General features: G+C 51.1%; 15 protein-coding genes. 8 read left to right on the forward strand and 7 right to left on the reverse strand.

Annotated elements, in window-relative coordinates:
- Positions 1 to 113 precede the first annotated feature (113 nt).
- The 7 genes from FDW95_RS12895 to glmS form a co-directional block, all read right to left on the reverse strand.
- Positions 114 to 1,418, reverse strand: coding sequence for a dicarboxylate/amino acid:cation symporter (locus tag FDW95_RS12895; protein ID WP_115259038.1), 1,305 nt, complete (start codon positions 1,416 to 1,418; stop codon positions 114 to 116).
- A gap of 168 nt (positions 1,419 to 1,586) precedes the next feature.
- Positions 1,587 to 1,904: a DUF4387 domain-containing protein gene (locus tag FDW95_RS12900; RefSeq protein WP_115259037.1), complete on the reverse strand. Its 318-nt coding sequence runs from the start codon at positions 1,902 to 1,904 to the stop codon at positions 1,587 to 1,589.
- Positions 1,901 to 3,271, reverse strand: a complete 1,371-nt coding sequence (locus FDW95_RS12905; RefSeq protein ID WP_137363523.1) for an acyclic terpene utilization AtuA family protein — start codon at positions 3,269 to 3,271, stop codon at positions 1,901 to 1,903. The genes FDW95_RS12900 and FDW95_RS12905 overlap by 4 nt, the downstream gene beginning before the upstream one ends.
- Positions 3,272 to 3,274: 3 nt before the next feature.
- On the reverse strand, positions 3,275 to 4,516 hold the full coding sequence (locus FDW95_RS12910) for a methylaspartate ammonia-lyase (protein ID WP_115259036.1): 1,242 nt from the start codon (positions 4,514 to 4,516) through the stop codon (positions 3,275 to 3,277).
- Positions 4,516 to 5,961 carry a methylaspartate mutase subunit E gene (locus FDW95_RS12915; RefSeq protein ID WP_096757826.1) on the reverse strand — a complete coding sequence of 482 codons (1,446 nt, stop codon included), beginning with the start codon at positions 5,959 to 5,961 and terminating at the stop codon, positions 4,516 to 4,518. Before FDW95_RS12915 ends, FDW95_RS12910 begins: the two co-directional genes overlap by 1 nt.
- Positions 5,962 to 5,979: 18 nt before the next feature.
- Entirely contained in the window at positions 5,980 to 7,368 is a 1,389-nt protein-coding gene (gene glmL, locus FDW95_RS12920; protein ID WP_115259035.1) for a methylaspartate mutase accessory protein GlmL, read from the reverse strand.
- Positions 7,368 to 7,817 carry a methylaspartate mutase subunit S gene (gene glmS, locus FDW95_RS12925; RefSeq protein WP_096757824.1) on the reverse strand — a complete coding sequence of 150 codons (450 nt, stop codon included), beginning with the start codon at positions 7,815 to 7,817 and terminating at the stop codon, positions 7,368 to 7,370. Before glmS ends, glmL begins: the two co-directional genes overlap by 1 nt.
- Before the next feature lie 1,226 nt (positions 7,818 to 9,043).
- Between glmS and cydA the strand changes: the two genes are divergently transcribed.
- The 8 genes from cydA to tolA all read left to right on the forward strand — a co-directional run.
- Positions 9,044 to 10,612, forward strand: a complete 1,569-nt coding sequence (cydA, locus tag FDW95_RS12930; protein WP_096757823.1) for a cytochrome ubiquinol oxidase subunit I — start codon at positions 9,044 to 9,046, stop codon at positions 10,610 to 10,612.
- 15 nt (positions 10,613 to 10,627) lie between these two features.
- Positions 10,628 to 11,767: a cytochrome d ubiquinol oxidase subunit II gene (cydB, locus tag FDW95_RS12935; protein ID WP_115259034.1), complete on the forward strand. Its 1,140-nt coding sequence runs from the start codon at positions 10,628 to 10,630 to the stop codon at positions 11,765 to 11,767.
- A gap of 14 nt (positions 11,768 to 11,781) precedes the next feature.
- Positions 11,782 to 11,895, forward strand: coding sequence for a cytochrome bd-I oxidase subunit CydX (gene cydX / locus FDW95_RS12940; protein ID WP_096757821.1), 114 nt, complete (start codon positions 11,782 to 11,784; stop codon positions 11,893 to 11,895).
- On the forward strand, positions 11,895 to 12,188 hold the full coding sequence (gene ybgE, locus FDW95_RS12945; RefSeq protein WP_096757820.1) for a cyd operon protein YbgE: 294 nt from the start codon (positions 11,895 to 11,897) through the stop codon (positions 12,186 to 12,188). Before cydX ends, ybgE begins: the two co-directional genes overlap by 1 nt.
- Positions 12,189 to 12,463: 275 nt before the next feature.
- Entirely contained in the window at positions 12,464 to 12,868 is a 405-nt protein-coding gene (gene ybgC, locus FDW95_RS12950) for a tol-pal system-associated acyl-CoA thioesterase (protein ID WP_045441116.1), read from the forward strand.
- Entirely contained in the window at positions 12,865 to 13,557 is a 693-nt protein-coding gene (gene tolQ, locus FDW95_RS12955; protein WP_096757819.1) for a Tol-Pal system protein TolQ, read from the forward strand. Before ybgC ends, tolQ begins: the two co-directional genes overlap by 4 nt.
- A 3-nt stretch (positions 13,558 to 13,560) precedes the next feature.
- Positions 13,561 to 13,989, forward strand: coding sequence for a colicin uptake protein TolR (tolR, locus tag FDW95_RS12960; protein WP_005125437.1), 429 nt, complete (start codon positions 13,561 to 13,563; stop codon positions 13,987 to 13,989).
- A gap of 64 nt (positions 13,990 to 14,053) precedes the next feature.
- Positions 14,054 to 14,623, forward strand: a 570-nt coding sequence (gene tolA / locus FDW95_RS23810; RefSeq protein ID WP_249359075.1) for a cell envelope integrity protein TolA, incomplete at its 3' end; no start/stop codon positions are given.

Raw genomic sequence — 14,623 nt, forward strand, 5'->3', positions numbered from 1 at the left:
GGAAAAACCTTATCGACCTGGTAAGACGCTTCGCGTCGCCATCAGGTGTGGCTCTCTTGTCGGATAGCGGCGTAAACGCCTTACCCGGTCTACAGATCGCAGTTATCAAATGATTAAGACAAAGCAACTTCCGTTTCAGTAACCGGACGATCCTGTTCCGGGGTTTTCACTGGTGCAGTTCCGCGACAACCCTGGCCGAAGTGTTCACCTTCCCAACGACCCACGATGGCAGCACCCATGGCATTACTCATTACGTTAGTGGCAGAACGACCCATATCGAGGAACGGATCGACGCCCATCAGCAGGATCAGACCGGCTTCCGGAATGTTGAATTGGTTCAGCGTAGCGGCGATAACTACCATTGACGCACGCGGTACACCCGCCATCCCTTTAGAGGTCAGCATCAGGATCAACAGCATGGTGATTTGCTCACCCATGCTCAGTTCGATATTGCACGCCTGGGCAATAAAGACGGTGGCAAAGGAGCAGTAGGCCATGGAGCCGACCAGGTTAAACGAGTAACCGATAGGCAGTACGAAGCTGGCAATTTTGGAAGAGACGCCAAACTTCTCCAGTTTATCCAGCGTGCCTGGGAAGGCCGCTTCAGAACTGGAGGTGGTAAAGGCCAGCAGAGCCGGTTCGAGAATGGATTTGGTCAGACGGCTGATGCAAGGACCAATCAGCAGCGTTGACAGACCAATCAGGATGGCCCACAGCATACCCAGCGTCAGGTAGAACTCACCCATGAAGATCCCGGCGCTCACCATCACACCCAGACCACGTTCGGCAATCAGACCGGAAATCGCAGCAAAAACGGTCAGCGGTGCGAACAGCATGACGTAGCCAGTCAGCTTCAGCATCACGTGTACCAGCGAGTCCAGTACCTTCACGATAGGATCGGCTTTTTCGCCAATGGCGGCCAGGCTGCAACCGAGGAAAATTGAGAACACCACGATCTGCAGGATTTCGTTACGTGCCATCGCATCAACGATACTGGTCGGTACCGCGTGCGAGATAAATACTTTCAGCGTGAACGGCTCTGACTTAACGGCTGCGACAGCACCGACGTCATGCGGAACAAAGTTGATGCCCGCACCTGGCTGGAAGATGTTAACGATAACCAGACCCAGCGCAATTGACACCAGAGAGGCGCAAATAAACAGGAAAAAGGTTTTAGAAAATATACGTCCCAGCGTTTTGGCATCGCCCATTTTGGCAATACCAACAACCAGTGTGGAGATAACCAATGGCGCGATAATCATTTTCACCATACGTAAGAATATAGTGGTGAAAATAGAAATATCCGCTGCATAAGATTTTGCTGTTTCAGCCGCGGCCATATTATTTATGGCCACCCCGGCAATCATGCCGAGTATCAGGCCTAATATGATCATCTTCGTTAAACTAATTTTCTTCATGTGTACTCCATCGGATAAAGGCTGGTAATGAAAATTGTGTAGGGTGGCGGGCACCTGAGCTGGAACAGTAGCTCAGGCGCACGCCTGTTGTGACCAACCGCATGAATACTTCGAAGCACTGTGATACTGCTGAATTCTGTGCTCCAATGGTTGTTATTTTGTTTTTTATTACAGATCGAACTCAATACTTAATAATGGAGCATGTTGCTGCGCGCCATAAACATCATTGTCACCGACGTTGCCGGAAATAATATCGCGAGGCATGACGATCTTTACCGCATTTGCCGGGTCAAACCAGACAATGTTATGAATAAAGTCAGGCTCGACATTATATAATCCAGCAATCAGTTGCGGTGTTAATTGCTCAGACGCTTTCACCCGTTGATAGTCTTCCTTGGTTTTAAATAAAATATCTAAAACCAGTTCGTACGGTCCGGCATTTTTAGAACGGATGACCTGCGCCAGTGAACAAATTGAGTGTTTCATGCCTGAACTCCTTCTGGCGTGACCTGTTCAATGTGGAAATCAAAACGCAGTGCATCGCTTGCTTCAATCAGGTGATAGATTGAGAACTCATACACCGGACCACTCTGAATATCAGATGGCGAGAACGGGAAAGCGAGGTTGCCCGCAGTCGCAATGCGATTTTCATAGCCGTAGTGCAGCAGGGTAGAGCGCACCAGCGAGCAGACGCTGTTGGCGATATCCTGCGTTGGTGCGACCACGTCCAGTAAAATCCCCAGTTCGTGACCGGCGGTTTTAATCGGCTCATGATTGCCCATCACACCGTTCTTCCCGTACAGGTGGAACGTCATGCGGATACTGTCATCATTCAGTGAAAGGTTACGTGCTACGCTTGCCTGTACCTCTTCAAGAATGGTGTCAATTCCGGCAATCATAATCGGGTCGCATGTCCCGGCGATGGTCAGGCAGCGGAAGCCAACCTGACGTGCACCTTCCAGTTTCAGCGCATACGGCGTCTCTTCATGACGTGAGCCGCTGACATACACTTCGCCGTCGTTTACCTGCGTGAAGGTACACGCCTTCAGGTTCAGCACGCCGCCCGGTCCCGGCAGGAAGTACGGATCGGACTTCTCATACAGAGTGTGCGCTGCGGCGGACGTTTCAGTGAACTTACGCTTTGGATTGAACGCTTTCAGCGTAAAGCCGTTGTCGTCAATGATCCCCATCGCACAATCTGAGCCGGAGCCCGGGGTGGCGGCAATAGCAGCACACTCAAGGATCTTACCGCAGTGAAGCGCCAGACCTTCATCAAAGCCCTGCATAATCGGCAGTGCGGCGAAGCAGGCCGGATCGTAGGCTCGTCCGCCCAGTACCACCTGCGCACCGGCTTCCAGCGCACGCTGGAAAGGCTCGACGCCCATCTGTGCGACGATGTAGGTGCTTTCTTCAATCGCCTCGTGAGTCAGTTCAGGGACAAAATCCAGGGCGGTGATTTTGCCGTTATCCAGCGCCTGATGAACGACCTCTTTGTCGACATCAGACGGGATCAGCGCCATAGAGAAGGACAGTTTTTCTTCCTGCGCAATCTCATGGATAATCTGGCGACACCACTCCAGATGCGGAGCAGCACCTGAACCACCGGCTGTGCCGATGACCACCGGGATGTTGTTCTTAACGCCTGCTACGATCATATAGCGCAGATCGCGTTTTACGCCGGCCCTGTCGGTAAACGGTTTACCTGCCCCGAGGTAGTGGGGGCCAGGATCGGAGGAACCCGCGTCAACAGCAATAAGATCCGGTGACTCTTCCATGGCTTTACGAAAACTTTCTTCCGGGAAGCCATAACCCAGGATAGCCGTAGGCGATAAGATCTTAAATGTGCGTGCCATCTCTTAATCCTTAGTCTGCAACAGCGCGATGGTGCGGTTCATTTCGTTAAACACGATGTTGAGACCTTCATCGAAACCCATACCCGGTTTGATCAGCATGCGCATTGGACGCGCGGCCAGCGCGACGTGTACGCAGGTACGTGCACTGATCTCGGTTTCGTTACAGGTGCCGCCCTGATAGGCTTCCATTCCGTGTTTGTTGCAATACAGCACTGCATCAACGATGTTGTGAACACCACCCAGATCCGGGGTCTTGATTTGCACCATGTGGCAACTGCCCGCATCGGTGAAGTCGACGATATCCTGATAGGTGTTACACCATTCATCGGCCACGATTTTCACGCCGGAGCCCAGACGAGTCAGCTCGTTGGTGATCTCAGTCAGCATGCGGATCTGATCCGGTTTGTTACCGGCATCAACCGGACCTTCGATGTACAGCGGCAGGCCCTGTGCTTCAACTTCCAGGCTGGCGATGTATTCGGCGCAACGAACCGGATCCATATCGAAAATCAGACCGATGGTGCCGTACACATCAATGTGCAGCGTAGGCTGATACGCTTCGTTGGTGCGCAGGGTTAAGATGCGATTGGATAACCAGCGCACATACTCACGCAGTTTTTCACCTTTAAAGCCCAGCTTCTGCTCGACGTTGTTGATCAACGCGTGCGGCAGAACGTCCACACCTTTGAGGATCATTTTGTCGACGGCGATATAACGGTCGTCGCCGCTCTGGCCGAATAAAGGAATCGCTTCCGGAACGCATGGCAGCTGCCATTCGTCACAAACGACTTCTGCTTTCAGACGACCGGTCGCCAGCGCAGCGGCATCCAGCAGCGCCTGAGACAGGCCGTAGCGAACGGCGGTATGCAGCAGACGACCGTCAATGCTCAGTTCGTCGAAGAAACGGGCGTTTGGCAGGAACGCATCGACATCGCGGCCTTCCAGCAGCGGTTTGATGTGATCGTTGAGGAACGGAATGAAGTTCTCTGCCAGGAACAGCGGGTCACGACCGCCCGCACCGGAATACTGTACGGCTGCACAATCACCGACCGCTACCGCGCCGTTTTCCAGAATCAGCTGAACCGAAACGCATTCACCCGCCTGGCGAACAGAAGTAAATCCAGGCGTTACCGGCGTGCCGGTATAGATGAACCCATCGTGACCTGCGCCGTCTTTAATGGCCTGCTGGTCGTCAAAATAAAATGAGGAGTAGCCAGCTGTGAAAAGGGCCTGTTTAATTTTCATTATGGTCTTCCTATTAATTTACTGTGGGATACGGCGTTGATGTCATCAATGACCATCTGGAAAGAAGGCTTGCGGCCTTCAAAGTGGGCGCGCTCTGCGACGTAGTCGTGGTGCAGGGCGAGAATATCTTTCGGCAACGGTACGGAGCCGGCTTCAAGAATACGGATTGCGCCTGAGTTATCGCGAACCGGCAGGATTTTGCCAGCATTACAGGCTGCAGGTGCGAAAGGCACATCCAGTACGCCTGCTTCAAAGGCCAGCACGGTACCGCGTGCAATGTCGCCATTACCCAGTTCGAAGACTTTCTTCAGCACTGCGTGGACTTCGCTCTTAATCAGTTCTACTTCCTGCTCCACGGCTGCGCACTGCGGGAATTTCTGGTCGCTAACCATGTTCAGCATCTGACGTGACGCTTTGAGGCCTTGGGCGTTTGCTGCCGCAGTCGGGATACCAAATGCTTCATGCGGGCTCTTGGTGATCACTTTCGTTGCGCCAGACATGCCAGCCACTGCCGCACCCCAGGCGATGACGGAGAAAGCTTTCGCTTCGTCTTCCGGGAATCCGCCCATCCACTGGTGGAATACGGTGCTCAGCTCATAGTCGTCGAAGCCGTAGTTATGGAAGTATTCGTGTGACAGTTCACGCAGCGCTTGAATCGCAGCAATGTCCTGCGTCAGGCTACCGACCTGGCCGTAGCCCACCGTAATGGACTTCACGCCTTGCTCCAGCGCCAGCAGACCTTCGATGATCGCGACGGAGTGAGACATGAATGGCGGAATCAGGGTGCCGGTCAGCGGACCAAAGGGTTCACGGTTAATGCGAATCCCGTTTTCTTCGTACAGTCCCATCAGACGGTCGCAGTACTGCCAGTCACGGATGGATTTTTCCAGGGTGACGCGCTTGGCGTAAGGGATGTTGTAAGAGATACCGCCACCTTCGTAGCTGGTAAAACCACTGGCCATGGCAATTTCTGCCAGCAAGCGCGCATCTGGCGTACCGTGGCGAACCTGGATAGGTTTCTCCAGGGATTCCGTCATCCGGCGGCAGGCAGCAACCCCGTGGTTGACGACCGGTAAACCATTCAGCTTGGACGTACCCGCTTCGATAGATTTCTGGATCCCGACGGCGGCTTCTTCATAACGGTTCAGACGGGTATAAGCATCGATGGTGCTGGGCAGCAGGTCGCACTCTTGCTGCAATGTTTTGAGCAGCGCAATGTGCTCATCCATTAATGCAACGCCTGCACGCGGCTGGCTCAGGGTTTTACCTTCCTGATCGGCCTTCAACAGCGCGAGGGAGAAGCGCTTCTGGTCTGGAATTGTTTGTTGGTACTTCACGCCATCTTCGAAGTTCTCAACGTCTTTGCCGGTTTCCCAGGTTTGTAACACCTGCAGCCTTTCGGTCATAAATTCGTCATGGGTCAGTTTTTTATTTCGAAGTTCCATTCGTAGCTGCCTTAAGTTTTATAGGGTTAAACACTGAATGCTGGTGCGAGCAGCGGCTTGCGGGTACAGCCTGGCGACGTTTGCCAGTAGAGGGAGCAGGCCATGTGAATCGCGGTAATACTCAAACTGATTCGGTAACAGAATTCTTTTACCCTGGTCGTCCAACTCCCGATATTTGAGCCAGTTATGAATATCAAACTGGCTGGCGCGCGAGAGCCATCCCCCTGAACCGACAACTTTGCGTACGGTGGTGAGATCGCGACCCATCTGTAAATCCACGTTACCTACGCAGGTGCAAACCTGCTTTTTAGTGCCCGCGTGGCGCTCAGTGGCATAGCCCACGCACAAACCTGCCAGCAGGGTGTCGAAATATTTCTCTTCCTCGCTGAGTGGCAGGTAATCCGGTTGCCCAACCAGATGGCGCAGATAGCGGTAAAACGCCTCTTCGCGCTGTGGCTGTTGGGCAAAGATAACTTTCACCATTTCCTGCGTGCTTTCTCCGACGACAACGGCGGAAACTCGCATCCCCAGATCGCCTTCAACAGTACGTTTGACGAAGGGTTCTGGGACGCCGTGCAGAACGGTGTCAGGGGAGAGGGTATTCGCGCTGGCTGAATAGACATCCGTGGTGGCGCCGCCCATGTCGATCAGCATGAATTCCTTCCATGCGCTGTCGTAGTCGCTAATCGCTTTTACCAGTTCATACACCGTCCACGGCGTGGGCATCGGCTCTTCGCCGGTTTCACCGACAATAACGTCCAGTCCTTTGCCTTTGACGATACGGGACAAAAACACATCGCAAATGGCCTGACGAGCAGCAAACGGATTAGGGTGGTCGAGATCGGGCAGGATGTTATCTACCGTAGTCAGATCTTTATGTCCCAGGAGAGTTTGCACATCGTCCTGAATGTCGCGGTTACCAGCGTAGATAATGGCGCAATCAAGCTTTGACTCGGCCAGTGCACGCGCATTAGCCAGACCGTAGCTTTCTTCACCGCCATCCGTGCCGCCGGTAAACAACAGGATGTCTGGTGGTGATGATTCCAGCTCCTGAATGTCATGGCGGTTAAGTTTGTACGAATAATATTGCGCGATTTTTGCGCCAGCCGAATGGGCGGTTACTTTGGCCGATTCCAGCGTAATGGAAGGCACCAGCCCCATTGCTGCAACGGCGAGTCCACCTTTGGCTGACGAGGAGTATTTCAACTGCACTTCACCGCTTTTCAGTAACGGGCGAGCATCGGCAACATTTAGCACCTGATTCAGGCTGGCAAAAAAACCGTCTGCCAGATGATGTGTGGTGGTTGGGGTCAGGACATGGTTTACCAGCGTTAATTCTTCACCTTCATGTGCGAAGAGGGCTGCCTTGGTCCATGTCGAGCCGATATCGACAGAAACTGTTTGCATCAGATAGCCTCTTCCAGGCAACGCTGCTCGAGGCCATTGTGTTGGTGAATGTCATTGGTGATAAGCGCACAAACATCTTCCAGGTCGTGGCTTGGTGCAAAGACGCGGTTAAAGCCCATTTCTTTAAACTTCACTTCGACGTCTGCAAAGTCATGTTTACCCACAACCAGGTTGCCGCCGACATAGAGCAGAATATCGCCGAGGCCACGTTCGATGCAGCGCTCACGCAAGCCGAGGCAGTCGATATCACCGTGGCCATAGATAGATGACACCACGATGGCATCCGCGCCTGTTTCAATCGCGGCATCAATATATTCATCCTGACTCACCATCACCCCGAGGTTGATTACGTGAAAATCGTGGGAGGTAAAAACGCGATCCAGAACTTTATTGCCTACTGCATGGCAGTCAGCACCGATAACGCCAATAACAAGTGTAGATTTCTTCATGGGGAATCCTCTGTAGGGCTGATGGTCAATAAGTGAAAATTATTTTTTAATATTTAGAACATGGATTGTGACAACCTCTTAATAGAGTCGGAGTTTCTGTGGAAGCTGAAAAGGAAGCAATTGATCTATTTTCAAAATATCCTGATTAAAATGATTGTTATAATTTCATTTAGGTAAATCTGTGATGATTCAATGAGTTGCGTTGTTGTTTTTGTCGCATTGTCATTTTGTTAGTAAATTCACTAATAAATGACTTGCCATCTTTGTGATCAAAATCTTATTTTGTTATACGAGGTTTTAATGTGCGATTTTTAATAATATAAAAAGGTAGGTTCACTAAATAACTTGTGAACGACATAACGTTTTTTTATTTATATATCTTATATGGCAGGAATATTTTTTGTTAAATTTAAGATAAAAATGATAATAGATTGTTCGGAACATATTTAATCTTTGCCGCATAAGCATAGAGAAGGAATGACCTATAACTTATAATGATGATTCGGGCGATGATGTTTGGGTTTCGGCGCGCGGCGGTGATCCCGCTTCAGTAGAGTCACTGAATGCAGCCGCATTTCACTTCTGATTGAGATAGTTACACCTCGGTGTTAATTATAAGTGAAAATAAAATGAATTATTTGTATAAAATAACAATGTTATGGCTTGCTAAAAAAAAACTGTGAGCTACCCAGCAAGAGTGACTCTTTATCTACCTCCTGACCGTTGCCATCTTGAAGGCTTAAAAGATCGTGTGGATTTTAATTAATAATCTATCATTTATGGTAACTATGATTACTTATTGTAAAACAAGAAATTAACATGAAATTCACTAGTCATGTTATCGGTAAACATCATTAACATTAAATCTGTAAATTGATTTAAATCAATGTTTAAAACTTGGTAAACCTCATCAAATGAGGTTAAATTGCTGCAGATCAAATTGGTCTGAAAGTGGTAAATTAGCTATAAATTGATCACTATCGAAAAATGCAAATTTGTCTCGATAAAAACCTGTTTATTGTAAGGATTTTACGGCGTAATATAATTGCGGGATCAATTTGAGTGTTTTATTAACATGTTTGTAACTTTTCATCATTGTCCTTTCTTCAAATGAGAAGAAAGAGCGACGGTGGAAGGACGCAAATAAATTTGTATTGGGGCATGCGTGTGACCCTTTCTAACGGGGTTCACTCTCGGAGTCTTCATGCGATGAGCAAGGAGTCATGATGTTAGATATAGTCGAACTGTCGCGCTTACAGTTTGCCTTGACCGCGATGTACCACTTCCTTTTTGTGCCACTAACGCTGGGTATGGCGTTTTTGTTGGCCATCATGGAAACGGTCTACGTCCTTTCCGGCAAACAGATTTATAAAGATATGACCAAGTTCTGGGGCAAGTTGTTTGGTATCAACTTCGCTCTGGGTGTGGCTACCGGTCTGACCATGGAGTTCCAGTTCGGGACTAACTGGTCTTACTATTCCCACTATGTCGGGGATATTTTCGGTGCGCCGCTGGCGATCGAAGGTTTGATGGCCTTCTTCCTCGAATCCACCTTTGTAGGTCTGTTCTTCTTCGGCTGGGACCGTCTGAGTAAAGTCCAGCATATGTGCGTCACTTGGTTGGTGGCATTGGGTTCTAACCTGTCTGCGCTGTGGATCCTCGTGGCGAACGGCTGGATGCAAAACCCAATTGCAGCGGATTTCAACTTCGAAACCATGCGCATGGAGATGCTGAGCTTCTCTGAACTGGTGCTTAACCCGGTTGCACAGGTGAAATTTGTTCACACTGTAGCGTCTGGTTATGTCTGCGGCGCGATGTTCGTTCTGGGTATCAGCTCTTACTATATGCTGCGCGGTCGTGACTTCGCATTTGCTAAGCGTTCTTTTGCCATCGCTGCCAGCTTCGGTATGGCTGCCATTCTGTCTGTTATCGTTCTGGGTGATGAGTCCGGTTACGAAATGGGCGACGTGCAGAAAACCAAACTTGCCGCGATTGAAGCAGAGTGGGAAACCCAGCCTGCACCGGCATCCTTTACGCTGTTCGGTATTCCGGACCAGGATGCGCAGGAAAACCATTTTGCGATTCAAATCCCTTACGCGCTGGGCATCATTGCCACCCGCTCTGTTGATACGCCGGTCATTGGTCTGAAAGACCTGATGGTGCAGCACGAAGAGCGTATCCGTAACGGGATGAAAGCGTATCAGCTGCTGGAAGAACTGCGTGCGGGTTCCACCGATCAGGCCGTTCGTGACCAGTTCAACAGCATGAAGAAAGACCTGGGATATGGTCTGCTGCTGAAACGCTATACCGACAAAGTGACCGACGCGACCGAAGCACAAATTCAGCAGGCAACGAAAGATTCTATTCCTCGTGTCGCTCCGCTGTACTTTGCGTTCCGTATCATGGTGGCGTGCGGCATTCTGATGCTGGCTATCATCGCGGTTTCCTTCTGGACAGTGATTCGTAACCGTATCGGTGAGAAAAAATGGCTGCTGCGCACGGCGCTGTATGCGCTTCCGCTGCCATGGATTGCGATTGAGTCCGGTTGGTTTGTTGCAGAGTACGGGCGTCAGCCGTGGGCGATAGGTGAAGTGCTACCGACAGCCGTGGCGAACTCGTCACTGACTGCGGGCGACCTGATCTTCTCGATGCTGTTGATTTGCGGCCTGTATACCCTGTTCCTGGTGGCTGAACTGTACCTGATGTTCAAGTTCGCACGCCTTGGCCCGAGCAGCCTGAAAACCGGTCGTTATCACTACGAGCAGTCCACTGTGACTTCTCAGCCGGCACGCTAAGACAGGAGTCGTCAAATGATCGATTATGAAGTATTGCGTTTTATCTGGTGGCTGCTGGTTGGCATTCTGCTGATTGGTTTTGCAGTCACTGATGGTTTCGACATGGGGGTGGGCATGCTCACCCGTTTCCTCGGTCGTAATGATACCGAGCGTCGAATTATGATTAACTCCATCGCCCCACACTGGGACGGTAACCAGGTTTGGCTCATCACCGCGGGCGGCGCATTATTTGCTGCCTGGCCGATGGTGTATGCCGCTGCGTTCTCCGGCTTCTATGTGGCGATGATTCTGGTACTGGCGTCCTTGTTCTTCCGTCCGGTCGGTTTTGATTACCGCTCTAAGATTGAAGACATGCGCTGGCGCAACATGTGGGACTGGGGCATCTTCATTGGTAGCTTCGTACCGCCGCTGGTCATTGGTGTGGCGTTCGGTAACCTGCTGCAAGGGGTTCCGTTCCATATGGATGAGTACATGCGTTTGTACTACACCGGTAACTTCTTCCAGTTACTGAATCCGTTTGGTCTGCTGGCCGGTGTAGTAAGCGTGGGCATGATCATCACTCAGGGCGCGACCTATCTGCAGATGCGTACTGTAGGTGAACTGCACCTGCGTGCACGTGCTACTTCACAGGTTGCCGCGCTGGTTACTCTGGTGTGCTTCGCGCTGGCCGGTGTCTGGGTGATGTACGGTATTGACGGTTATGTTGTGACCTCTGCACTGGATCACCACGCTGCCTCTAACCCGATGACCAAAGAAGTCGCGCGAGTTGCGGGCGCATGGATGGTGAACTTTAACAATGCACCTATCCTGTGGCTGGTTCCGGCTCTGGGTGTAGCCCTGCCGCTGCTGACCATCCTGACGTCTCGTATGGAGAAAGGGGCCTGGGCGTTCGTCTTCTCTTCACTGACGTTGGCCTGCATCATCCTGACTGCGGGTATCGCAATGTTCCCATTTGTGATGCCATCCAGCACCATGATGAATGCCAGCCTGACCATGTGGGATGCTACCTCCAGCCAGAGAACATTGAACCTGATGACCTGGGTTGCGGCGGTGTTTGTACCGATCATTCTGCTCTACACCAGCTGGTGTTACTGGAAAATGTTCGGTCGTATCACCAAAGAAGATATTGAAAACAACACCCACTCTCTGTACTAAGTAAGGAGCTTAAAATGTGGTATTTCGCATGGATTTTGGGAACGCTTCTTGCCTGTGCATTTGGGATAATCACAGCGCTGGCGCTTGAGCATGTCGAAGCAGGCAAAGCAGGGCCAGAAGAAAGCTAATGACCAACGTTATCGCGATGTTATATAACGCGATGGATAAGCGCCCCTTGCGGGCGCTTTCTTTAGTCATGGCGTTAGTGTTGGCAGGATGTATTTTTTGGGATCCCTCACGCTTCGCAGCAAAAACCAGCGAGCTTGAAATCTGGCATGGCCTTCTGCTGATGTGGGCGGTCTGCGCCGGCATTATCCATGGCGTCGGGTTTCGTCCTCGCGCGGTGCACTGGCAGGGCATCTTCTGCCCGCTGATAGCCGACATCGTGCTGGTGGTTGGTCTGATTTTCTTCTTCTTTTGAATAAGAAACATCCTTAAATATTTATGGGCTTGCATAAGCCCATAATTTTTTACTCTCCGTTTACTTTCCCCCATTCCAAAGCATCATTCCCGCGCGTATAGTAGCACCGGTTAAAAGCTCTAACTTTTGTTGCATTACCGGGATGTAAAGTGAATACAACGCGATATACAAACGACATTCTTGAAGCATCGCGGCGGCAAGAACGCGAGTCACCTGGCGCTTACAAAAGTAAGTAACCGGTGTGAGTGGGCGAAGCCAACAAAGAGGCAGTAAGAATGAATAAGTATATTTTTCGATGGCCGGTTCGTGTCTATTATGAAGACACCGACGCCGGTGGGGTGGTTTACCACGCCAGTTACGTCGCTTTTTATGAACGAGCACGCACAGAGATGCTGCGTCATCATCACTTTAGTCAGCAAGTGCTGCTGGCCGAACGTGTAGCCTTTGTGGTGCGCAAGATGACCCTGGAATATTTTGCGCCAGCCAGGCTCGACGACATGCTCGAAGTCCAAACCGAAATTACGTCAATGCGTGGCACCTCATTGGTTTTCACGCAACGCATTGTCAACGCAGAGAACACCGTGCTGAATGAAGCCGAAGTTCTGATTGTTTGCGTTGATCCACTCAAGATGAAGCCTCGTGCGCTTCCCAAGTCTATTGTCGCGGAGTTTAAGCAGTGACTGACATGAATATCCTTGATTTGTTCCTGAAGGCAAGCCTTCTGGTTAAACTTATCATGTTGATTTTGATTGGTTTTTCAATCGCATCCTGGGCCATTATTATCCAGCGGACCCGTATACTGAATGCGGCTTCACGTGAAGCAGAAGCGTTTGAAGACAAGTTTTGGTCCGGCATCGAATTATCGCGCCTGTATCAGGAAAGTCAGGGGCGTCGTGATAACCTGACGGGTTCTGAACAAATTTTCTATAGCGGATTCAAAGAATTTGCGCGATTGCATCGGGCTAATAGTCATGCACCGGAAGCGGTGGTTGAGGGGGCATCCCGTGCGATGCGTATCTCCATGAACCGTGAGCTGGAAACACTGGAAACGCATATTCCGTTTCTCGGCACCGTCGGTTCCATCAGTCCGTATATCGGTCTGTTCGGTACCGTTTGGGGGATCATGCATGCGTTTATCGCCCTCGGTGCGGTAAAACAGGCAACCCTGCAAATGGTTGCTCCGGGTATCGCAGAAGCACTGATTGCCACCGCAATCGGTCTGTTTGCGGCAATCCCGGCGGTAATGGCGTACAACCGACTGAATCAGCGTGTGAATAAGCTGGAACTGAATTACGACAACTTCATGGAAGAGTTCACCGCGATTCTGCACCGCCAGGCGTTTACCGTTAGCGAGAGCAACAAGGGGTAAACCATGGCCAGAACGCGTGGACGAGGTCGTCGCGAACTTAAGTCCGAAATCAATATTGTACCGCTGCTCGATGTACTGCTGGTGCTGCTGCTGATCTTTATGGCAACGGCGCCGATCATTACCCAGAGCGTGGAAGTCGATCTGCCGGATGCGACCGAATCGCAGGCCGTCAGCAGTAACGATGAACCACCGGTCATTATTGAAGTTTCCGGTGTTGGGCAGTACAGCGTGGTGGTTGAGAAAGACAGAATGGATCAACTGCCGCCGGAGCAGGTTATCGCGGAAGCGAAAAGCCGCCTGCAGACCAATCCGAAAACGGTCTTCTTAATCGGTGGTGCGAAAGACGTGCCTTATGATGAAATAATTAAAGCGCTGAACCTGTTACACAGCGCAGGCGTGAAATCGGTTGGCTTGATGACGCAGCCAATTTGATGTCTGCGTATTCCTGGCTTGAAAGATAGCGCGTAACAGGCGAACAGTTTTTTGGGAACCCAGAGTGTCAAAGGCAACCGAACAAAACGACAAGCTCAAACGGGCGATAATTATTTCAGCGGTGCTGCATGTCATTTTATTTGCGGCATTGATCTGGAGTTCGTTCGATGAGCACATTGATGCTTCAGGCGGCGGTGGCGGTTCGTCTATTGACGCCGTCATGGTCGATCCTGGTGCCGTTGTTCAACAGTACGACAGGCAGCAGCAGCAGGCAAGTGCGAAACGCGCAGAAGAACAGCGTGAAAAGCAGGCGCAGCAGCAGGCCGAGGAACTTCGTGAGAAGCAGGCGGCCGAGCAGGAACGACTGAAGCAGCTAGAGAAAGAACGTTTAGCCGCGCAGGAAAAAGTGCGCGAACAGACGGAACAGCAAAAACAGGCTGAAGCTGCGGCCGCGAAAGCGCAGGAGCAACAGAAGCAGGCTGAAGAAGCGGCGGCGAAGGCTGCTGCAGACGCCAAAGCCAAGGCGGACGCTCAGGCGAAACAAGCTGCAGATTCTGCGAAGAAAGCCGCTGCTGACGCGGCGAAAAAAGCAGAGGCTGACGCCGCAGCAAAAGCCGCCGCTGATGCGAAGAAA

The sequence above is a fragment of the Citrobacter sp. wls718 genome, from assembly GCF_005280945.1.
Classification (GTDB): Bacteria; Pseudomonadota; Gammaproteobacteria; order Enterobacterales; family Enterobacteriaceae; genus Citrobacter; species Citrobacter gillenii.

Bases quoted from the DNA above. Each gene is read 5' to 3' on its own strand.
- FDW95_RS12895 (WP_115259038.1), bottom strand. From the start codon at position 1,418: ATGAAGAAAATTAGTTTAACGAAGATGATCATATTAGGCCTGATACTC.
- FDW95_RS12900 (WP_115259037.1), bottom strand. From the start codon at position 1,904: ATGAAACACTCAATTTGTTCACTGGCGCAGGTCATCCGTTCTAAAAAT.
- FDW95_RS12905 (WP_137363523.1), bottom strand. From the start codon at position 3,271: ATGGCACGCACATTTAAGATCTTATCGCCTACGGCTATCCTGGGTTAT.
- FDW95_RS12910 (WP_115259036.1), bottom strand. From the start codon at position 4,516: ATGAAAATTAAACAGGCCCTTTTCACAGCTGGCTACTCCTCATTTTAT.
- FDW95_RS12915 (WP_096757826.1), bottom strand. From the start codon at position 5,961: ATGGAACTTCGAAATAAAAAACTGACCCATGACGAATTTATGACCGAA.
- glmL (WP_115259035.1), bottom strand. From the start codon at position 7,368: ATGCAAACAGTTTCTGTCGATATCGGCTCGACATGGACCAAGGCAGCC.
- glmS (WP_096757824.1), bottom strand. From the start codon at position 7,817: ATGAAGAAATCTACACTTGTTATTGGCGTTATCGGTGCTGACTGCCAT.
- cydA (WP_096757823.1), top strand. From the start codon at position 9,044: ATGTTAGATATAGTCGAACTGTCGCGCTTACAGTTTGCCTTGACCGCG.
- cydB (WP_115259034.1), top strand. From the start codon at position 10,628: ATGATCGATTATGAAGTATTGCGTTTTATCTGGTGGCTGCTGGTTGGC.
- cydX (WP_096757821.1), top strand. From the start codon at position 11,782: ATGTGGTATTTCGCATGGATTTTGGGAACGCTTCTTGCCTGTGCATTT.
- ybgE (WP_096757820.1), top strand. From the start codon at position 11,895: ATGACCAACGTTATCGCGATGTTATATAACGCGATGGATAAGCGCCCC.
- ybgC (WP_045441116.1), top strand. From the start codon at position 12,464: ATGAATAAGTATATTTTTCGATGGCCGGTTCGTGTCTATTATGAAGAC.
- tolR (WP_005125437.1), top strand. From the start codon at position 13,561: ATGGCCAGAACGCGTGGACGAGGTCGTCGCGAACTTAAGTCCGAAATC.